At 64.5% G+C, this 19,263-nt stretch carries 18 protein-coding genes and 2 pseudogenes; 8 read left to right on the top strand and 12 right to left on the bottom strand.

Annotated features, from left to right (window positions below):
- Window positions 1-39 precede the first annotated feature (39 nt).
- The 4 genes from dbpB (ABT025_RS30870) to ABT025_RS30855 are packed head-to-tail and all read right to left on the bottom strand — an operon-like array spanning window position 40 to window position 3,991.
- Window positions 40-1,134: a DGQHR domain-containing protein DpdB gene (dbpB, locus tag ABT025_RS30870; protein ID WP_190874357.1), complete on the bottom strand. Its 1,095-nt coding sequence runs from the start codon at window positions 1,132-1,134 to the stop codon at window positions 40-42.
- A gap of 48 nt (window positions 1,135-1,182) precedes the next feature.
- Entirely contained in the window at window positions 1,183-2,427 is a 1,245-nt protein-coding gene (gene dpdA / locus ABT025_RS30865; protein WP_351001631.1) for a tRNA-guanine transglycosylase DpdA, read from the bottom strand.
- Window positions 2,424-3,566 (bottom strand): DGQHR domain-containing protein DpdB, encoded by a 1,143-nt coding sequence (gene dbpB, locus ABT025_RS30860; RefSeq protein WP_124282443.1) that lies wholly within the window; start codon window positions 3,564-3,566, stop codon window positions 2,424-2,426. The genes dpdA and dbpB (ABT025_RS30860) overlap by 4 nt, the downstream gene beginning before the upstream one ends.
- Window positions 3,563-3,991, bottom strand: a complete 429-nt coding sequence (locus ABT025_RS30855) for a hypothetical protein (protein WP_351001628.1) — start codon at window positions 3,989-3,991, stop codon at window positions 3,563-3,565. Before ABT025_RS30855 ends, dbpB (ABT025_RS30860) begins: the two co-directional genes overlap by 4 nt.
- A gap of 571 nt (window positions 3,992-4,562) precedes the next feature.
- On the opposite strand from ABT025_RS30855, the gene queC reads away from it, so the two are divergent.
- The 4 genes from queC to ABT025_RS30835 are packed head-to-tail and all read left to right on the top strand — an operon-like array spanning window position 4,563 to window position 7,034.
- Window positions 4,563-5,270: a 7-cyano-7-deazaguanine synthase QueC gene (queC, locus tag ABT025_RS30850; protein WP_351001626.1), complete on the top strand. Its 708-nt coding sequence runs from the start codon at window positions 4,563-4,565 to the stop codon at window positions 5,268-5,270.
- A gap of 2 nt (window positions 5,271-5,272) precedes the next feature.
- Window positions 5,273-5,908 (top strand): 7-carboxy-7-deazaguanine synthase, encoded by a 636-nt coding sequence (gene queE / locus ABT025_RS30845; RefSeq protein ID WP_351001624.1) that lies wholly within the window; start codon window positions 5,273-5,275, stop codon window positions 5,906-5,908.
- A complete protein-coding gene (gene queD, locus ABT025_RS30840; RefSeq protein ID WP_351001622.1) occupies window positions 5,908-6,264 on the top strand; it encodes a 6-carboxytetrahydropterin synthase QueD in 357 nt (118 codons plus the stop codon). Before queE ends, queD begins: the two co-directional genes overlap by 1 nt.
- A gap of 2 nt (window positions 6,265-6,266) precedes the next feature.
- A complete protein-coding gene (locus ABT025_RS30835) occupies window positions 6,267-7,034 on the top strand; it encodes a GTP cyclohydrolase I FolE2 (RefSeq protein WP_124282448.1) in 768 nt (255 codons plus the stop codon).
- A 630-nt stretch (window positions 7,035-7,664) separates the two neighbouring features.
- Here ABT025_RS30835 and ABT025_RS30830 read toward each other — a convergent pair.
- Window positions 7,665-9,041: pseudogene (locus ABT025_RS30830) on the bottom strand (IS1380 family transposase).
- Between the two features lie 992 nt (window positions 9,042-10,033).
- On the opposite strand from ABT025_RS30830, the gene ABT025_RS30820 reads away from it, so the two are divergent.
- A complete protein-coding gene (locus tag ABT025_RS30820; RefSeq protein ID WP_351001620.1) occupies window positions 10,034-10,630 on the top strand; it encodes a transposase in 597 nt (198 codons plus the stop codon).
- Window positions 10,631-11,171: 541 nt separating this feature from the next.
- Here the strand turns inward: ABT025_RS30820 and ABT025_RS30815 are convergent.
- The 6 genes from ABT025_RS30815 to ABT025_RS30790 all read right to left on the bottom strand — a co-directional run bounded on the left by ABT025_RS30815 (window position 11,172) and on the right by ABT025_RS30790 (window position 15,036).
- The gene (locus tag ABT025_RS30815; protein ID WP_351001618.1) at window positions 11,172-11,426 is read right to left on the bottom strand and encodes a hypothetical protein; all 255 of its coding nucleotides are present in this window, start codon (window positions 11,424-11,426) and stop codon (window positions 11,172-11,174) included.
- A 190-nt stretch (window positions 11,427-11,616) separates the two neighbouring features.
- Entirely contained in the window at window positions 11,617-11,856 is a 240-nt protein-coding gene (locus ABT025_RS30810) for a PadR family transcriptional regulator (protein ID WP_351001660.1), read from the bottom strand.
- A gap of 120 nt (window positions 11,857-11,976) precedes the next feature.
- A complete protein-coding gene (locus ABT025_RS30805; protein ID WP_351001616.1) occupies window positions 11,977-12,543 on the bottom strand; it encodes a hypothetical protein in 567 nt (188 codons plus the stop codon).
- On the bottom strand, window positions 12,540-13,796 hold the full coding sequence (locus ABT025_RS30800; RefSeq protein ID WP_351001614.1) for a DUF7224 domain-containing protein: 1,257 nt from the start codon (window positions 13,794-13,796) through the stop codon (window positions 12,540-12,542). The genes ABT025_RS30805 and ABT025_RS30800 overlap by 4 nt, the downstream gene beginning before the upstream one ends.
- Window positions 13,793-14,539 (bottom strand): ABC transporter ATP-binding protein, encoded by a 747-nt coding sequence (locus ABT025_RS30795; protein ID WP_351001612.1) that lies wholly within the window; start codon window positions 14,537-14,539, stop codon window positions 13,793-13,795. The genes ABT025_RS30800 and ABT025_RS30795 overlap by 4 nt, the downstream gene beginning before the upstream one ends.
- A 71-nt stretch (window positions 14,540-14,610) precedes the next feature.
- Window positions 14,611-15,036, bottom strand: a complete 426-nt coding sequence (locus tag ABT025_RS30790; RefSeq protein WP_351001610.1) for a hypothetical protein — start codon at window positions 15,034-15,036, stop codon at window positions 14,611-14,613.
- A gap of 325 nt (window positions 15,037-15,361) precedes the next feature.
- Here ABT025_RS30790 and ABT025_RS30785 point away from each other — a divergent pair.
- Both ABT025_RS30785 and ABT025_RS30780 read left to right on the top strand, forming a co-directional pair.
- Window positions 15,362-15,844: pseudogene (locus ABT025_RS30785) on the top strand (IS5 family transposase); the annotation flags it as partial.
- Between the two features lie 7 nt (window positions 15,845-15,851).
- Window positions 15,852-16,460 carry an N-6 DNA methylase gene (locus ABT025_RS30780; protein WP_351001608.1) on the top strand — a complete coding sequence of 203 codons (609 nt, stop codon included), beginning with the start codon at window positions 15,852-15,854 and terminating at the stop codon, window positions 16,458-16,460.
- Window positions 16,461-17,090: 630 nt separating this feature from the next.
- Here ABT025_RS30780 and ABT025_RS30775 read toward each other — a convergent pair.
- On the bottom strand, window positions 17,091-17,747 hold the full coding sequence (locus tag ABT025_RS30775) for a GNAT family N-acetyltransferase (protein ID WP_351001606.1): 657 nt from the start codon (window positions 17,745-17,747) through the stop codon (window positions 17,091-17,093).
- 531 nt (window positions 17,748-18,278) lie between these two features.
- Here ABT025_RS30775 and ABT025_RS30770 point away from each other — a divergent pair.
- A complete protein-coding gene (locus ABT025_RS30770; RefSeq protein ID WP_351001604.1) occupies window positions 18,279-19,106 on the top strand; it encodes a glycoside hydrolase domain-containing protein in 828 nt (275 codons plus the stop codon).
- The last annotated feature ends 157 nt before the right edge of the window (window positions 19,107-19,263 follow it).

The following is a 19,263-nucleotide window of genomic DNA, read 5'->3' as shown; positions in this document are numbered from 1 at the left end:
TGTTCAGGGAGACCACCAGATGATGCCGCAGAGCTTTGACTACTTGCTAACTAGGGCCTGCAGGTGGGTGCTGAGGAGTCGCACGTCGTTGGCCGTGTTCTGGAGACCGTTCCAGCTACGTTCCTGACCATCCGAGAACTTCCACGTGCCGGAAGTCCAGGCCACGTGCTTCTCGAGTCGGCGCAGGGTGATGCGGATCTTGTCCCAGTTGACCTTGTCGAACGGGACGTCTGTGGTGAGTCGGTCCATGACATAGCCCATGGCCTGGATGCCCACACCATGGGTCAACCTCGACTCCTTGGGAGGCTTGTTCCACGCATCCTCGAAGAGGTTCTCCACTGCCGTCCAGAAGGACAGAAGGTGCGCCAGCATCGCTTCCTCGTCCCCGGTACCGTCCTCAGCGTTCCGGTACTGATACAAGGAACCCTCGTAGATGCTGTGCTCCAGCATCCTCAGAATGCTGTTGTCCTTGATGTTGCCGGTAGGCGATGTGGGGCTGCTGATCCTTCCACAGAAAGGACCGTCCCCCATATTCAAAAGGACCATGATCTTCGCGGCGAGTTGACGGCGCGCGTACGAGCGCGGCAACTTGGCGGTGGTCTCCGGCAGGAGTTCATACACGAGCCCCTTGGGCAGTGGCTTGGTCGAGTTGACCAAGATGAACTGCGACCGCTGCTCTTCCTGAGACGCAATGAAGCCCACGGCTGCGACGGGGAACTCTGCAAGGTCAGCGTCCCTGATGGCCGCGCTGCGCTGCTGACCGTCCACGAGCCAGGCCGGCTTCTCTTCATCAGCCAGTGATTCGTCGACCGGGATGATCAACTCGCCGGGGATGGAGTAGCTCACACTGCCGCCGCGCACCGCGGGTTCGAACGTGACGCGATCATCGAAACCGAGAACCACAGCGTTGGGAAGCATCGCCCCCTCGGACTCAAGGTAGCGGCGGATCGAGCGGATGTGGCTTTGGACCTCGGGCCGCTGGTACCCCTGCAGCTTCTTCTCGCTGTCGCGGCGGATCCGCGAGACGGCGGCAAAGTCTTCCAACTTCTTGCCGTCGACAGCGAAGCAGTAGATCTCCTTGTCGCCTTGGAGCACCTTGAGGGCGGGAACCTTCAGTACGTAGCGGTCGGCCACATCATCTCCTGTTTAAGTTACTTTGAGTGCTATGCGAGGTCTAGACGATTATGTGAGTGGAAGCTTGCGCATCTTGGCTTCGAGTACCGTCATGTTATGGAACCCACGGCGCTTATTTCGCTCTGTTCCACGGAAGATAACCATGTCGATCTTGTGCTTCTTGCAGAGTTCGCATCGGCAGTGATTCCAAGGGCGGTCGATAAGAGTGTCCCTGTAGTCATCAACCTTCTTCAGCTTCTTAGCGTCACCGATGAGAGATTGATAGGCGCGCAAGGCATCGATGACCTCCTGCACATCAAAGTTCTCGTCGGCTTCATACTGGCGAAGCAATTTGAGGCATTCCCGTTCGGCCTTAATGGCTGCCGGCTGCGACACCACGCCCGCCAAGATCAACTTCTTTAGGGTAGGGTTCCCATCAACCTGGGGAACTCTGATCGCTAGGTATGAGCGGTCGGCGGTGTGGTAGTTATTTCGCTCGTCCATGAAAGCTTGTCGGAATGCTGACGTACTGTCGAAGCTGGTGACATGATATTTGGCGAAGCGTTCCATGCTGGCGATACGGGTGATTCCGAGTAGATGGAACTCGACCCCACTCTTGCGAACCTCAGAGATCGCTTCCAAGCAAGCCAGTATTTCCGGCGTCTTCAGCGGAACCATGCCACCCAGGGCGATTCGGTTGTAGCCCATTTTCTGAAGTTGGACGACGCTGTCCGCATAACTGGCCGGGCTCCACCCCTGCGCCGCGCCAACCGGTTCCAGATGCTGCTTCCTGCCCGTGACCAGGCGATTGTGACTCTCGGTAGCTTTGATGAACTTTTCTGCCAAGTCGAGCGAAATCTCACGACGCTTTACCCACGCCGGGTCAACGTCCTTGTCAGGGGCATCGGGTCGATAACCGAAGATGACATGGTCGATACTGATTCCTGAGTTGAATCGGCACTCCGTGTAGTAATGGAGGACGTCCTCAATTCTGTACGGGGGGTACTCTTCATTGATGTAGTTGAAGGCTCCGCAGTCGCCGAGACTTTGCATCGGGTCAGGTAGCCCGAAAAAGGTCTTCACGCCGTCGCGGTAGAGACGGTCCCTCTGAGGGGCGCTGTATTTCCCGGCTCCCTTAACCGATCCGTCTACGATGGCCTTGCTGACCAGTATCCCATCGTAGGGCGCGGGCTTTACTGCCTGATGGGCGTACAGGTCATCCCTCTGGCGGACTCGCTCGTCTGGGTACTCATCATTGATGAAGTCGTACCTGGGGTAGATCTGATCTTGGCTATCTGGGAAGTAGAACTTCACGAAGCACCCATCCTCGAATCGCGATAGACGCGAATCAGATAGTTTGACAGGATACTGATATGGCGGGGAGTGTTCTGCAACTCGTTCCAAGGGGTGTTGATTTCAGGCCAGCGCCCCTTGGTCCAATGGCAGTGCGGCTTAATGAGCGCCAGTTCAGTCATGACCCTGTCGCTAATATCTGGCGAGTCGATATCGGCATCAAACAAGACTCGCTCCATAACCCGATCCATGAGGCGGCCCAGCGACCTGATTCCGACACCATGCATAAGGCGGCTCTTGGCGGGAGGAAGTCCCCAAGCTTCAGGGAAGGTGTCCTTCACTGCCGTCCAGTAGACAACTAGAATCTTCCGAATGCTCGCAGTGTCGGTGGTTCCGTTGGCTAGGTTTTTGTACGAGAAAAGGACACCGGAAGGTGACAATGATTCCGTGATCGCAGTGATGAGGCTGTTGTCTTTGACGACAGTGTCTGACTTCTTATCGGGCGTCGTTGACGCCTGCTTAACGAGCCCCTTGAAAGGTGAGTCATTGTCCTGGTTTAGTGCGTTAACGAGGATCGCGGGAAGCTTTCGAGCGGACAGCCTGGTCGGAAGTTGGGTGTTCACTTCTGGGAGGAGTTCTGACACCAAATTGCTCGGAAGAGGAGACACCGTGTTGACGCGCAGGAACTGATCGCGCTGGATGTCAAGATCTTCGGCCACAAATCCTGCCACTGTGATCGGAAGGGTGGTTCGCCGAGTGAGTGCAAGCGCGCGGCTTCGCTGCTGACCATCGACGATCAGAGCCGGACGAGGCGCGTCCCGCGACTCCGGTAGCGGAATCTCAAGGGTTCCGATGGTTGCCAGTCCGTCGCCCGGATTGGGGCCGCGACTACCTTTAAACCGTACCGTGGTGGGCAGGGCGAGGATGAGCCCATTTGGGAACAGCACATCTTCACCGTCGAGGTACTCCAGAATTTGCTTAACGTGCTGCTTTTTTTCGGGACGTTGATAGCCAAAGAGCTTGCCGGCCTCATCCCGGGAGATCCGTGCAACATCGGCTACGAGATCGATTTCTCGCGCTTCCAGGGCAAACAGGTACAGGGGAATATTCGGGTTCTGCTCAATGCGCAGGGCTCTGCGCTTGATGACGTTCTCTGTCACCGTTCCCCCATAGCTCGGATGTACAAGTTGGCGAACCTACTCTGCTCGCATGCCTGGTTTCCGTCACGTAGAGCACGCAGAAGTCGCGACCGCGAGATGCCAGGATGCGACGCGTTCTCACGCTTGATGAACGCCATGACGTCCTCGTCGGATATGGGCGTCCGGTTGTACCGCTCAGGCTCAGCTACGTCTGAAGCCCACCGCTGCCACGAGTCACTGGTGGCAGTCGAGGTCAGCCTGCCGTCCTCACAGTGTTCAAGCCATGAGGCGGCCATGCGAACGTTCAGGCTCGTCAGAGTGCCGCCGAGTGTGCGTCGCAGGCCCGCGTTAGAGGGGACTCTCTGGATGCCGGGGATCTTCTCGACGCCTCCCACTAGCAGGACTTCGCCCCCGACGTCGGCCAGCCCCTGGATATCGGCCTTCATGGCATTTGCGTACACCTCGGACAGGACCATGAGGACCGGGCCCTGTCGGCCGAGTTCCTCTAGGGTCTTGCGGCCAGTTCCTTCTTGAAGGTGCCCCCACCACTGGGCACTGTCAGCCGTAGAAGCGGTGACGGAGTCTGCGTGTCGAGTACTGAAGGTCGCCGCGTAGGCAGGTGCCGACGCCGATACTGGCTGGAGGCCGAGGCCGGCCGACGCCACCCACAGTTCCGCTTCAAATCTGGCCTTCGCGGCCGCGGCAGTTAGCCGACGGGCCTGTGTCCAGTGATCGCCGCGGTAGAGCTCGCTTAGGGGCTTCGTGTTCGAAGCCGTCTCGACGCGCTCTCTCCACGCTGCGGAGCGGTCCTTCACGCTGCCGGCCGGTAGCGATCTTGCATGGAGCGTGGTCTCCGGCACAACGGCCTTACGGTCCGTGCAAGTGACCACCAACGATAGTTGCCTCACGCAGTCCCACTCCCGACGGCCTTAACTAGTAACTTGTTGCGGTTACTCTACCCGTCAGTTTTGGCGCTAGGGTGCACCAGTACACGCAGAGCTAACTAGGGAGCAAGGCATGGGACGTCCCGCGATCGTTCTACTGAGCGGCGGCCTGGACTCGACGACAGTTCTGGCCATCGCCAAGGACCAGGGCTACACGCCGTACGCGCTCAGCTTCCGGTACGGCCAGCGGCACAGTGTGGAACTGGAAGCCGCCAAGCGCGTGGCAGAGACTCAGGGCGTAGCCCGCCACGTCATCGCAGACATCGACCTGCGAGTTTTCGGTGGCTCCGCTCTTACTGCTGATATCGACGTCCCGAAGCACGACTCGCTGGACGACGCCAGCAACAGTGACGCAGGCAGCAGCGTGCCCATCACCTACGTGCCGGCACGTAACACGATCTTCCTGTCGTTCGCCCTGGCCTACGCGGAGACCGTTGGCGCGAGCGACATCTTCACCGGCGTGACCGCCGTCGACTACAGCGGCTACCCCGACTGCCGTCCTGAGTACATGGACGCGTACGCCAAGATGGCGAACCTTGCGACCAGGGCTGGCCTTGAGGGAACTCAGGAGCTCAAGCTCCATTCCCCCCTCATTGCGATGTCCAAGGCCGACATCGTTCGAGCGGGCCTGCGCTTGGGTGTCGACTACTCCCAGACGTCCAGCTGCTATGACCCGGATGAGCAAGGTCGGGCCTGTGGCCGTTGCGAGACCTGCCTGCTCCGCCTAAAGGGGTTCGCCGAGGCTGGTACCACTGACCCCGTGCAGTACCAGGGCGTCTGAGAATGACCTATCTGGTCAAAGAGATCTTTTACACCTTGCAAGGCGAAGGGAGCCATGCGGGCCGACCCGCTGTCTTCTGCCGATTCTCGCGGTGCAATCTCTGGACAGGTCTTGAGAAGGATCGGCATCGGGCGATTTGCCAGTTCTGCGATACCGATTTCGTTGGAACCGACGGCGAAGGTGGTGGCCGATTCGCGTCCCCTGATGACCTCGCCCAAGCAGTCGAGCAGGCGTGGCCTTCAACTGCCCTGGAACACCGCTTTGTGGTGTGCACCGGGGGTGAGCCGCTTCTGCAGCTTGACGAGGCAGCCATCGAAGCTCTGCACGCCAGGGGTTTCGAGGTTGCGGTGGAGACGAACGGCACCCGCGTACCGCCGCCGGGAATCGACTGGCTCTGTGTCAGCCCGAAGATCGGGTCTGACGTGGTCGTCACAAGCGGCGACGAGTTGAAGCTTGTCTATCCGCAGTTGGGCGGAGAGCCGGGCCAGTTCGAGAACCTCGACTTCCAATTCTTCCGTCTCCAGCCCATGGACGGACCCGACGTAGAAGCTAACACCCGGGCCACTGTCGACTACTGCATGAAGAACCCGCGCTGGATCCTCTCTCTCCAGACGCACAAGTATCTGGGAATTCAGTAATGGAAATTTTTCGCGAGTTCACGTTCGAAGCGGCGCACCGCCTGCCCAAGGTTCCAGAGGGCCACAAGTGCGCGCGCCTGCATGGCCACTCTTACAAGGTCATCGTTCACGTAGAAGCCCCCGTCGACCCCGAGGCCGGTTGGGTCATGGACTTTGGTGACGTTAAGCGAGCCTTCAAGCCGCTCGAAGCTCAACTGGACCACTACTACCTCAATGACATCGAGGGCCTAGAGAACCCGACTAGCGAGGTTCTCGCCCGCTGGATCTGGGGGCGCCTGCAGCCGACCCTGCCCGCACTCTCAGCCCTCACCGTCCGCGAGACGTGCACATCCGGTTGCACCTATCGGGGCGAGTGAGCATGCACGACATTCAGAATGAGACTGACTCTCGCGGCATCGAGATCAACGAGGTCGGCATCAGTGGCCTTCGGTATCCCGTGTACTTCGAGGATGGCTGCCTCCGTCAGGACGGCATTGCGGATATCGCGATCACCGTGCGGCTCCAACACGACCGCCGAGGCACGCACATGAGCCGCATGGTCGCTCTCGCGCACGACCACCTTCAGAGACTCGACCCCCGGCAGTTGCCGCAGGTCCTCAAGGCCGGAGCGGAACTGTTGGATGCGCCCGCGGTTACTGTGACGATGGCCATGCCTATCAGCACGACCGTCGTAGCGCCGGCCAGTGGCCGTGAGTCGAAACAGGTTCACGACGTCTGTATCGAAGGGCGCTGGAACAACGGCGACGTGACAGTAGCAACGGCAGTGACCAGCGAGGTCACCAGCCTCTGTCCATGTTCGAAGGCAATCTCCGACTACGGTGCGCACAATCAGCGCAGCCGGATTACGCTCAACGTGACGGGTCAGGGAGACACCCCGTACCCCCTGCCGGTGCAGAGCGCCGTGAGGTTGTTGACGTCTTCCGCTTCGGCTCCCGTAGTGCCTTTGATCAAGCGCGTAGACGAGCGTGTCCTCACCATGCAGGCGTACGACCACCCTGTATTCGTCGAGGACATGGCCCGCGACGTCAGCCTTGCGTGCCGGGATCGAGGCCTTCGCCACTCAGTGCGCATCCGCAACCTCGAAAGCATCCATAGCCACGATGCTGTCGCATACGTCGCTGGATAAGACCGGCAGCTTTTGGAGCTTGATCTCTACTCATGTAACTGGCCCGGCCCGGACCCCGCGCTCGGGCAGGGTAGGTCCAGGTTTCCGGTGTCATCTTGAGCACCCCCTGGGGCGTCTCGCGGTTGTGGCCCTGGTCGAGCCGGACCTTGGGGGTGTACGCCGTCGGCTCACACGCAGACGAAGTCGCGGTCAGACAGGTCGCGCTACTGGAAGGCGGCGTGGTTGTCGCCGACAGGCCGACCGTCGAGCTTAGGAACTCTACTCGAGGGCGGGCACGAAGCCCACGGAGCGCAGTCCGTGCAGGCAGAGGAGCGGCCGCACCTCGCTGACATTGGGCGGACTGCGAAATCCGCGATCTGCAAGGTTGTGATCCTTTTGCGACCTGACTGCTGTGATCACAAACGCTGCCTGTCCGCAGTATCGCTCGGCGGTGACACGCCGACCCAACGCTTTTGGCAAAGACCCGTTAACCTCGAAGTTTCGTGACGGTCCGCCGATGGAGTCGGTGGGCCGTTTTCGTGCCGTGGGCTGAGAGTGGGCAGGTCGAGGGCCCGAGTGTCGTCTCGGGTGGGCGCCGGGTTCCACTGATCCGGTGTCGGGCTGCTGTCGTAGGGATGGGAAAGCCACTGGTCAGCCGGGGTTCGGCAGGAGTGCGAGCCGTTCGAGGGCGTAGGTGATCACGTGGGTCCAGGGCCAGTGCCGGGCCAGGCGGAGGATCTGGCGGCGGCCGGTGGTGACGAGCTGTCCGGCCGCGGTGAACAGACGGAGCCGTAGTCGGCGGGGTTCCCAGAGGCGGGCCTTGCCGGTCAGTGCGAGCATCGGCATCCAGGCCAGCAGGTCGAGGGCGATCTGCACGATCTCCAGCCAGATCCGGTTCTGGGCCGTGCGGTGCAGGGGCAGATTGCGCAGGCCGGTGGCCCGGGCGTTTCGGATGCGGTCCTCGGCCCGGGCCCGCAGCCGGTGACGGAGCTCGAGTTCGGCGATCGGCCGGCCCGAGGTGTTGGTGGCGAAGCACGTCAGCCGCATGCCGTCCGCGTCGGTGAGCCTCAACTGGGCCCCGGGGTGCGGTCGTTCCTTCCTGACGATCAGCCGCATGCCCTTGGGTCAGCCGTCCTGGACGTCGCCGGTGAGTTCGGCGACCCAGGCCCCGTCGCGGACCTCGCCGCCGGTCTCGACGGCCGCCGTCCAGGCCGATGCCGGAACCTTCAGCACATGCTGGTGGACCTGCTCGGTGACCGTCATGCCGACCGAGTAGGACAGCCACCGGCCCCGCTGGGCGAGCCAGGCGACGAAGTCGTGGGTGCCGCCCGCGGAGTCGGTGCGGATCAGGGTCCGGTGCCCGCGCCGGTACTTCTTCGGTAGCTGGGCCAACGCCATTTGGGTGGCGGTGATGTGGTCGGCCGCCGTGTTCGAGCCTGCGTTGCCCGGTCTGAGCAGGGCCGCGACCGGTTCACCGGTGCCGCCCGGTCCGTGGTCGACGAACCCCATCAGCGGGTGGTGACCGTAGGTCCGCTTCCACGTGGGTGCGGCGTCCTCCTTGTCCGAGTGCGCGATCACCAGCACCCCGTCGAGGTCCACGGTCACCGTCCCGCCCGCATCAGGCGCTTCCCGGCCGGCCAACCGCCAGACCTGCTGGCGGACTTCAGCCCGCGTAGCACGGATCGCGGTCAGGGCCCTCTCCCCGGCCGCGGCAAGGGTGTCGATGAGGCGGGAGACCGTCGGGTCGGAGGCCACCGGCCCGAAAACGGCCGGCTCCGCCCGGAGCATGGCGACGTCCGCGAGGCAGTCCCCGCCCAGCGCGACCGCCAGAGCCATATCCAGCAGGATCTTGCCCGGATCGTGCACCGCCCGAGCCTTCCGCCACGGCGTCAGCGCCGCTGATATCGCGGTGTCCAAACCGGCCTTGCGAACGGTCTCGACCAGCAGTACACCCCCGGCCTGCGAGACCACCGCCCGGCCACCACCCTCGATACGGACACGCGGGTACGACCCGATACTCTTCTTCACCTGAGAAGTGCCTCCGGCTGGAGCAGGAACAAGGACCTAGACAATCCTCATTCTTGCTGGTCAGAGGCACTTTTCGCTTACCTGGTCACCCGTCGGACAGCCCGCTTCACGAAAGCGCGAGGTTAACTACGGAACGTAACCACGCGCGGTGTTCTGGAACTCATGAAGTTTGTCGCAGCCCAGGGTGATCCGTTGCCCCTCGGATCCGAGGCCCGCCGTACGGCTCGGGGGTCTGTGGGCGCGTTGAAGCGGAGAGGAACTGGTGCGGCGAACGCCGCACGGCCCCCAGTCCGAGCCGGATCGAGCGGGATCCAGCCGGACAGAAACGGGATGTATTGTCCGTTGTTTCGGCATCGTCGCAGGTGAGAGCCGTCACTCTTATGGGTTCGAGTCCCACCCGCCCCACCAGTTTTACCCTGCGGAAACGTTCTGACCTGCGGAAACGTGGATTTCATAGCTGTTTCCCGTGCGGTACTAGCCGCGCGCCGTGCGGTACTGACCCGCTGTCGCTGGGTGCCGGCTCACCTTAGATGCGTCTGACCTGGCCTTTTGTTCCGGTTCCCTGAGGGAGCGTCGTGGCGCGGTCCCACGGCCGACGCGGGAGGCTGCATGCTCCGTCCGTGATCGGCCCATCGCATGACGTCTCCGCTGTCCCTGCCGTGCCCGGTCTCCCAGGAGATACCGCGTGCATCGGCTGTTCACGAGGATCTTTCGGCGTGCTCTCGCTTCCATGGTCGAGGAGTTGGCGATGCCGTGGCGGGCTTCCGTCGAAGGTCGCTGTCATGCTGCACGACGTGGCGCCCGGAAGCGGACCGCGGGCGTCGGCGCCCGCCGCCGGGGGTGCTCGTAGGGCCGCGTTGCCGCCGGGGATATCCCATCGGCAGCGCCCACCCCTCGGTGCCCGGGGGCTCGGTTCGGGCCACGGTGAAGTGTACGAGAGAGGAGTCGGCCCGCTGCTCCTCCGGACAGTGGGCCGACTGGCGACTGGCCGAGTGCCGGCGAGTGAGCGTTGGCGTGCTCTTGAGGCCGACGGCGGCAAGTCACGCGACGGGCGCAAGCGCCACATCCTCACCGACGCCGAGGGCCTGCTCCTGGAGGTCACCGTAACCACAGCCGACGTTCACGACTCCAAGGCCGCCCCCGCACTGCTGGAGACGTTCATGGACCAGCCGGGCCGGCTACTGAAACTGGTATGGGTCGACAGCGCCTACCGGGGTCCGGCACTGGCGCAGGCGTTCGCCCGCCACGGAGTCCGGATCGAGGTCGTGCGCCGCTCCGACGGACAGCGCGGCTTCGCCGTCCTGGCCCGCAGGTGGGTGGTGGAACGCACGCTGAGCCGGCTCTCCCGCTCACGCCGCCTCAACCGCGACCACGAACGCCGACCCGACCACCACACCCAGATGGTGTGGTGGGCCGCCGTGATCAGACTGTCCCGCCGCCTGGCCGGGGACGCTCCGCGCTGGTCGGAGAAACGCCCCGACCGGCTACCGAAGGCGCGGGCAGGAACCGCCTGTCCTTCGCCCGCACCAGCCAGCCCCGCTTCTCCAACACATAGGCACGGTGACGGATCTTCTCCACCTCGTTCTTGATCTCCGATTCCCGGCCCCCCGCCCGGGTCAGTTCCACCCCGTTCACCGGCCCCGGAGCGGCCACCACCGCGGCGAACACCTCCTGATATTGGCCGCTGAGCACCACTTCACCCATGCCCGACCGCCACACCGGCGGCCGCTCACCCTGCCCCGTCCTGGGGCCGCCCGATCCCACGGCAGCAGCCATCCCACCGGACGGCACGGAACCCGACGTATTCACCGGGTTCTCCGCAGCCAGCACCGACACGAGCTCCTCACGCTCCACCCGGGCTCGCTCGACCCGCTCCCGCGCGGCATGCACCTCCGCCTGAGCCTGCTCCAGGACCTCCGTCCAGGACTCCAGGTTCTGCCTCGCCCGCGCCTCACGCTGTTCCATCAACCCAGCACCGCTGGCATCGCGACCTCCTCGATCACCAACAAGCCGCCCGCTGCCTGCCCCTACCTCTCCGCCATCACGCCCCGCACACGAAGAAGCCCCTGCTCATCGAACAGGGGCTCCCATTGCCACAACGCACTCAGCCGCCGTCAAAACAAAGCAACATCAACAAGGTCGGTCAGGACCGCCTTCCGCAACCGCCAGCAAACGCCTCCCGCAATCATCGACATAGCCAAACCGCAACAGCCCGACGCCGACGACGCCGCCGACGACGCCGACGCCGACGCCGACGTGAATGTGGCCCGAGCTCTGCGGTCGTGACCCGGTCACGGGCTCCTGTGTGACACCGCATTCACGAATGCGCTGTGCTTCTTCAGTCGCTGACTGCTGCATCGAAGTGAGCCACACGAGATCTGCCATCAGCCGCGACCTCACGAGACTGTCCACACAGAGAGACTTCACCGGATCAAGCGCTCCAGCGCCGCCCGGTGGCAGCCCTCCTGAACAGAGAGAAGGTCTTCCAATACCTGCGAGCCCTTGGAGATCAGAGCCGCGACGGAAGCTTTGAGGATCAGCGCTGATGCCTCCGCCAGCGTCGGTGACAGTGGAGTTACGGCCCACCGTTCGGCGGCTGCGCGAGGCCAGTCGGCAAGAGTCTGTACAGCGTTCGTGGAGGCCCCGCGATGGCGGGTCCCTCCCCGGTGACGGCGATGAGACAGTCCCGTTCAAGGCGTATCAGAGTGGTGTAGACCTGGGCGTATGCGAGCCTGGAATTGTGTTCTGACAGGGCATCATATTCATGCTTGAGTTGGTAGCCATGTGCGGGACCTACGGCAAGTAGCGCAAGCAGCGCGTGCGGGACCGTGTCCAGCGACCTGCCCGACCTGGCCTGCGCGGGGTGTTGAAGGCGGGACCATCAGGTCCCGCCTTCAACGGTGAGGCACGGTGGGCAGGCGTGATCCGCCGGAATCTAGATGCGTCGCGGCAACAGACGAAGAGCAAGCGCGAACACAAGAGCCGACACCAGCCACGCGGCGATGCTTCCCGGCGGGTAGAGAGGCAGAGCCCACCAGGCATGCATGGCCGCTCCGCCGCCCTGGTAGGCGCGTCCCGCCACGATGTTGAAGATCAGGAACATCAGGGGGACCGCGGCCGCCGCAGCCTCGTTCGCGAGGTAGCGGAAGGCGAGGGCGATTCCCAGGAGCAGCATGACGTTGCGGGCGACGTCCCAGCCGACGACCGGTCCCAGCAGGTGAGCCAGGACCACGCCGGCGATGACGACACCACGATCGATCCAGGCAAGGGCGATCACCGCGGTGCGTTCCGCTTCCCACAGCCCACGGTCCAGGCAGTACATGGTGGCAACGACCATCAGCCACGGCGCGAAGTAGGCGACAGGGGCGCCTCCGGAGACACCGGCGGTCAGGCTTGGGACGGCGATCTCACTCGATCCCATCGTTTCGCAGAGCGCGACGAGCAGGAGCAGCGACAGAGCTACGGCCCACCACCGGCGCACTGTGCTGAGGTAGAGCCTCATGACGTGGTCTCCGAGGGGCAGAGCGTCTTGCTGGTGACCTGCTCGTTGAACCACCTAACCTGCTCGCCGACCGGAAGCCGGCGCACGTGCTGGAGCTGGGTCCACGCCTCGGGTACCGTGGCCTGCCGGATGTCGGCCTCGTCCACACCGATCACGAGGTCTGCCCACGCCGCCGCCAGTGATCCGGGGGCCTGGCAGTCCGCGCCGCCGGCCGCGATCGCGGTCCCCGCGACGGCCGACTCCGCAAGGCTGTAGGCGAAGTCCTGCTGCTGCCCGATGGGATGAGCCGGTGGAAGTGACCAGTACAAGGGCCACACGCCGGGCCGGAGTGACGCTCGCGACGACGTGACCCTGAGCTCGTCAGGAGCGGCCACGCCGGCCGTCGCCAAACGCTTCACGGGAGCTGCTGCTTCACGGCGGAGCTTGTCCAGGTACGGCTTGTACTCCGGCGGTACGCAGATACGCGGAGCACGCCCGGTGCAAGCCTGCGCGACTGTCCGCATGCTCGTGGGATGCGTGTAGCCCCAGCCGGATACGAGAGAGTGGCCCGCCATCAGGCTTGCAATTACCGCACAGATTCCCAAACCGATCGTCCAGGGATGACGGCGCGCCGAAGCCGCGCACCCGGCGGCGAGAACGAAACCCGCGGTGATCAGCCAGGGGATGGTGTACACGGATGGTTGGCGCAGATCGGTCACCGTGGAGGTTCCGTCGATGAAACCTCCCAGGTGTCGTACCCATGCGTTGGCCGTTGCCTGTGGCATGGCCAGCCACATCCAGCACCCCCCGGCGATCAGGGCTGCGGCGACGCTCTTGGGCATGAGCTGTCCGAGGAACCAGCCGATGAGCGCCCACTCGGCCGGAACGATCAGCAGGTGTGCCACCGCGAGCCATCCGGCATCTTCGGGCCACACGCCCACCCAGACGCGGGCACAGATCAGGGCGGTCGCGATGAGCGCAAGGTGCAGGGTGAGAACGGGGAGCGACGCGGCAACGAGTCTGCGTACGGCGCCACGTGTGCTGGTGGTGTTCAGCGCGTGGACGCTGCGGTGCCGGCCTGCCTCCCACGCCGCGGCAGCCGCCGCGGCAGGGGCTATGACCGCAAGCGCATAGCCCGCAAGTTCGCCGGACTCCACGCCGTAGTGCGAAGGAACGCTGTAGACGGCGCTGTTCACGTACACATAGATGAAGAACACTCCTGGTAGGAGCAGCCAGGGTGCGGATGAGGCGCGAAGGTTTGCCCAGGTGATCACTCGACGCCCTCCAGCAGCGAGGAGTAGGCACTCTCCAGGCGCCGGCCTTCGACGGCGTCGTGCCGGGCATGAGACGCAAAGGCCTCGACGGAACCGGTGAACCGCGGCCGGCCCGACTCGAGTACGACGACTTCGTCGTAGGCCTGATCGATGTCCGCGATGTCATGCGTGGAAACGATGACACTGATTGTCCCGCGGAGCGAAGCAAGAAGGTCGATGAAAGTACGCCGCTGTTTCGGATCGAGCCCCACAGTCGGCTCGTCGAGGAGGAGTATTTCGGCGCTGTGGACAAGGGCTTGCGCAATCGCGACGCGCTGTCGCTGACCGCCGGACAGCGTCTTGATCCTGTGATCGAGCTTGTCGGTGAGGCCGACCCGGTCAACGGCCGCTGCTGCCGCATTCCATGCCTCGCGCTCGGTCATCCCCTTCAGCCAGCCGGTATAGGCGACGTGCTCCCGGCAGGTCATCCCGGACAGGAACTCAGGACGTTGTGGCAGCCAGGACACTTTCCGCCTGTATGAGGAAGTATCCCGGCGGCGGGCCGGGTTGATGCCCTGGTAGCTGATCACGCCCGCCTGTGGAGTGGTAGCGCTCGCCCCGAGAGCGAGGAGGGTGCTCTTGCCTGCACCGTTGGGGCCCAGGAGAACCGTATGACCGTCCGAGAAAGTCAAGTTCAGCTGGTCAAGGACGGGCCTTGACCTTCTCCGGTAACGGAAGGTGCAGGACTGGTATTGCAGTGACACGACGCTCCTTCAACACGCAAATCCTCCGTACCGCCACAATGTCGTGGCGGTACGGAGGCACAGAAAGCCGATTAGAAGTAGACACCAACCTTGGTGACCCACACGTGGACACCGTTGTACTGGTAGTTCACCGCGAAATAGAAGTCACCGGAACCCTTATTCGTCCAAGTTCCGCTGGAGGTACCTCCACCGAAGCAAGCCGTGTACTGAGCGGTGGAGTACTCCGGGTCGGGACCGGTGACGTCCTTCCTCGGAGTGACGCCAACGGTCTTGTTCTGGTAGTCGTCTCTGCAGCCCGTGAACTTGATGTTGTTGGACGCACCGTCGTCGCTCCAGCGGTGAGACTCGAATCCGCGAGCGCCACCGCTGATGCTACTGGTCCAGGAGGCGGCCTGCGCAGGCATGGCGGCGATGCCGACTGTGGCCACGGCACCGATGCCGGCAATGGCTATGCGTCGTCCTTGACGGTTCACAGCAGCGCGGAAGTTCGTGTTCACGGCATCTCCTTCAATGTGAATGGTTTGGACCGCTGGATGTTAGTTACAGTGAACTACTCACGGAAGGCGCTGCCGGGAACCTCCGCGATGATCCATTACGTCCATTTCGTGCGCAGGCAAGTGCATTTAATGCACCATGAAGCGATCTCTTGGTGCGTCGAAAATCAGCCATTCGGTGAGGAAGGCGACTCCGCCGCGAGGTTCGATGCGACCCTCCCGCGAGGGCGGGACATTTGAATGGCTGACTAGGTTGAAGAGCCTCGTCACCTAGGCCGTGTTTTAGAACTGGGGTCCCTGTCTCGCCTCGTGCCGCGATGATCTCGGTGTGGGGCGAGGGGATCTTTCAGATGACCAGTGGGCGGTGCTGGGGCCGTTGTTGCCGGTCGCGGTGTTGGGCAGGCCGTCGCTCGGCCGGCGACGGTTGATCGACGGGATCCGTTGGCGGGTGCGGACTGGTGCTCCGTGGCGGGATCTGCCACCCGAGTACGGTCCTTGGCAGACGGTCTATGGGCTCTTCCGTCGCTGGCAGCACGATGGCGTCTGGTCGGCGGTCCTGACCGGGTTGCAGGCCCGGGCGGATGCCTCCGGTTTGATTAATTGGGACGTGAACGTCGACTCCACGATCTGCCGGGCCCATCAGCACGCGGCCGGTGCCCGGCGGGACGGCCGAGCCCGGAAGGAACCGCCGGGCGGCAAGCAGGCCGAACCCGGCGACCATGGCCTGGGCCGGTCCCGCGGTGGCTGGACGACGAAGATTCACCTTGCCTGCGAGCAAGGGCAGAAGCCGTTGTCGCTCCTGGTCACAGCAGGTCAGCGTGGAGACAGCCCGCAGTTCACGGCGGTGCTGGAAGCCATCAGGGTTCCCCGTCTCGGGCTGGGCCGGCCGGCTGCCTCAGGGCGCACGGGCTGCGGTCTTTGTCCCCGACGGTGTCCTCTTCGGCAGTGGTGCCGCTGCCACCGTTTGCCAGGCCCTGCTCAAGAATTGCGACGTCCACACCCTGCTGCGGCTCCCCACTGGCATCTTCCGCGGCACCAACTCCAAGTCGAACATTCTCTTCTTCACCAAGTACGTTCCTCGACCAACCGGCGAGCCTGCCACGCGCGAGCTATGGGTGTATGACGCCAGGACCGACAACCACCACACGGACACCGGCAGGCCCCTCACGGAGGACGACTTCGCGGACTTCCTCGCTGCCTACCGGCCCGGCGAGAGCGACCATCGAGGGCGCATCCCGTCCCCGCGCTTCCGCCAGTACCCGGTGGATGAACTTCTGGAGAGGCCGAGTGTCAGCCTGGACCTGAAAGCCAATCTCGCCGCGACCCTTGACGATTTCGGTTCTCCTGGAGAGACCGCCTTGTCCATCGCTGACCACCTCGACGAGGCGGGCAAGCGCTTCCGCGCGGTGGCGGAGAGCCTCGCGTAAGGATGGTCGAGGTTCCGGCCGGGGAGCCGGCCGTGCCACTGGGCAGTTCTCTTGCGTAGGGTTGCAGCCGCGCTCTGTGGCGTGGTTGGGGAGAAAGCGTGCCCAAGCCTGATCCGGAAGAGTGCCACCAGGACGTCGTGCGGGATGCGAGGGGCCGCGGCGGACAGCGACGACGCACATGGCCCGGGACGACCATTCAGGAGAGCGCGGAACTGTGCGAGGCCCTGGCATCCCGCTTCCGGGCGCGACACCCCGGCCGACTCCGCTCGTAGCAGAGCGTGACTGTGGCGAACAGGGGGAGAGGCGGTATCGGAGCCGGCAGCATGCACCATGGGTGAGCCGTGGGGTTGGCTGCCTTGCAGCAGGTGTGCCGGGTGGGCCGTCTCCTGCTGTAGGAACCGGGGGTGCCTCGTAGCCGTGCGGTACGTACCGCACGGCACCGTGGTTGACGGGGATCGAGGGGGACGGAGCGGGACGCAACAGGATGTGAATGTCCGTCTCTGTGGCGTTTCCGCAGGTGAGACGCGTCTCCATTTTAGGTTCGAGTCCCACCCGCCCCACCGAGTATCCCCAGGAAGAATCGTTCTGACCTGGGGAAACCTCCCACGTCCGAGCGACGCCCCTCCGTGCTCATGCCTCGACCCGGTCCGGGTCTCGCGTGGCACCGGTCAGCGGGGCCAGGACGCGCCAGCCCGCACTCTCGTACAGCGCCCGGCCCTCCGGCGTCGCGCCCAGCACGCCCGCCGTGGCGCCCTGTCCAGCCGCTGCGGTGGCGAGCGTGCTCATCACCAGGCGTCCCAGGCCGCGGCGCCGGTGGGCCGGGGCGGTCTCGATCTGGTCGGCAACGGCGGTGGAGCCGGTGACGGCTATCTGCCCCCGCGCGGCGAAGGTGCCGTCCGTGGTGCGCACCAGGGCCCGGACCACGCCGTCGCGGCTCCAGGTGTGCAGCCGGTATCCGGTGGGGACCTCGGCCGGGGCGACGCGCAGCGAGGCGGACATGAGGAAGCCGGGACCGCCCGCGAGGGACCAGCCGGGGGCCAGCCAGGGGGTCAGCGCCTCCGGCGGCACGAACGTCTTCAGCCAGACGCCCGACGTGGGGGCGTTCTCGGTGATCCTGCGGACGGTCGCCTCGTCGGCTGCGGTCAGGACGTGGCGCATGACGTGCTGGGGCAGGCCGACGTCGATGGTGAAACCCCCGGGGCAGGGAGCCGGTTCGGCCGCCCCGCGCGAAACGGCCCAGCCTTCGACCCACGCTCCCACGGCTTCGGCTGTGTTCGTGAAAGGCAAGGTTCCTCCTGATGTAAGTGTCAGTCTTGAAGTCAGACCATTACATCAGAAGTGGGAGGGGTCCGGGAGAGGTCAAAGGCCGCCGGTGGAACGGGGTGTCCGCGAGACGGATCGACAGCGGTCGGCCCGCCGTGACTCCGGCGCGGGTGACCTTCCGCACGCGGCTTCGTCCGGTAGAGATTGCGGGCGGCGGGGAAGTAGTGTGGCGAACGCCTGGCCGATCCCTGTTCGAGCCGAACCGAGGAGAGGCGAGCCGGCTGACAACGGGCCGTCATGTCCGTTGTTTCGGCGCCTTCGCAGGCGAAGTGGGTCACGTGAACGGATCCGAGTCCCACTCGCCTCATCGAGCAAGCCCAGGACAAGCGGTTCCGGCCTGGGGAAACGCAATCCGGGGCGATCCTGCCCCGGGCGGGTGCCTCGCGGGGGTGGGGTGCGGGCGTGAGGTTTGGCAGGGCCCTGGTGCGGCCCCTGCCGGCCGCCGTCCGCGGGTGTGTCGCTTGCGGCTGTGAGCCGTACTGAATGGGGTGGGGAATGTCCAGACACAGGCTGTCCAGGAAGAGCCGTTACATCGCGTGGGCGACCGCGGGTGCTGCCGTGGTCGCGGGTGCCGGGTTTGCGGCACAGACGTCCATGGCCGCCGGCGCCTGGCCCGCGCAGAGGACCTACACCGGCCGGGCGTTCGACGCCTGTACCGCGCCCTCGCTGAGCGCGATGAAGGCGTGGCACACGGGGTACTACGGCGCCGCCGCCGTCTACATCGGCGGGAAGAACCGTGGCTGTGCCCAGCCCAACCTGACCAAGTCCTGGGTGAAGTCGGTCAGCACCACCGGATGGAAGCTCATCCCGCTCTACGTCGGCGCGCAGCCGCCCTGCCAGAAGAGCGCGAACAAGGAGAGGTTCACCTCCTCCACGGCCGCCTCCGTCGGTGCGAGCAACGCCAAGGACGCGATGGCCAAGGCATCGGCACTCGGGATGAAGGCCGGCAGCCCCATCTACCTGGACATGGAGCCGTACGCCATCACCGACAAGGCGTGCAACGACGCCGTCCTGTCGTACGTGCGCTCGTTCACCAGGACCCTGCGCAACGCCACCTACCGCGGCGGCTTCTACGGCTTCAGCAGTTCCAGCGCCAAGGCCATCGCCACCGCCACGAACAAGACGGACCTGCCGGGCAACCTCTGGTACGCGCTGTGGGACAAGAAGAACACGACCACCGCGGACTGGCCGTGGAAGCCGACCCAGTTCACCGACCACAGCCGCGCCCACCAGTACATGGTCAACAGCAAGGAAACCCGCGGCGGTTACACCATCACCGTCGACCGCAACGCGTGGGACGCCCCGGTCGCGATCATCGGCTGACGGACGCGGGGCGCCCTGCCGCCGCCCACTGCCTCGGCGCAGCCGGGACCACGCGGTCCCGGGGGGGCCCCCCCCGCGGGGTAGAGGGGGGTTAGGGGGCCGCGGGGGGGTGGGGGGGGGGGGCGGGCGGGGCCCCCCCCAACACCCGGACGGGGTG

Origin of the sequence: Streptomyces sp. NPDC002809 (genome assembly GCF_040295435.1) — a bacterium.
Lineage (GTDB): Bacteria > Actinomycetota > Actinomycetes > Streptomycetales > Streptomycetaceae > Streptomyces.
This window is presented reverse-complemented; position numbering and strand designations above follow the sequence as displayed.

Bases quoted from the DNA above. Each gene is read 5' to 3' on its own strand.
- queD (WP_351001622.1), top strand. From the start codon at position 5,908: ATGGAAATTTTTCGCGAGTTCACGTTCGAAGCGGCGCACCGCCTGCCC.
- queC (WP_351001626.1), top strand. From the start codon at position 4,563: ATGGGACGTCCCGCGATCGTTCTACTGAGCGGCGGCCTGGACTCGACG.
- ABT025_RS30805 (WP_351001616.1), bottom strand. From the start codon at position 12,543: ATGAGGCTCTACCTCAGCACAGTGCGCCGGTGGTGGGCCGTAGCTCTG.
- ABT025_RS30815 (WP_351001618.1), bottom strand. From the start codon at position 11,426: ATGGCAGATCTCGTGTGGCTCACTTCGATGCAGCAGTCAGCGACTGAA.
- ABT025_RS30855 (WP_351001628.1), bottom strand. From the start codon at position 3,991: ATGAAGGCCGATATCCAGGGGCTGGCCGACGTCGGGGGCGAAGTCCTG.
- queE (WP_351001624.1), top strand. From the start codon at position 5,273: ATGACCTATCTGGTCAAAGAGATCTTTTACACCTTGCAAGGCGAAGGG.
- ABT025_RS30835 (WP_124282448.1), top strand. From the start codon at position 6,267: ATGCACGACATTCAGAATGAGACTGACTCTCGCGGCATCGAGATCAAC.
- ABT025_RS30770 (WP_351001604.1), top strand. From the start codon at position 18,279: ATGTCCAGACACAGGCTGTCCAGGAAGAGCCGTTACATCGCGTGGGCG.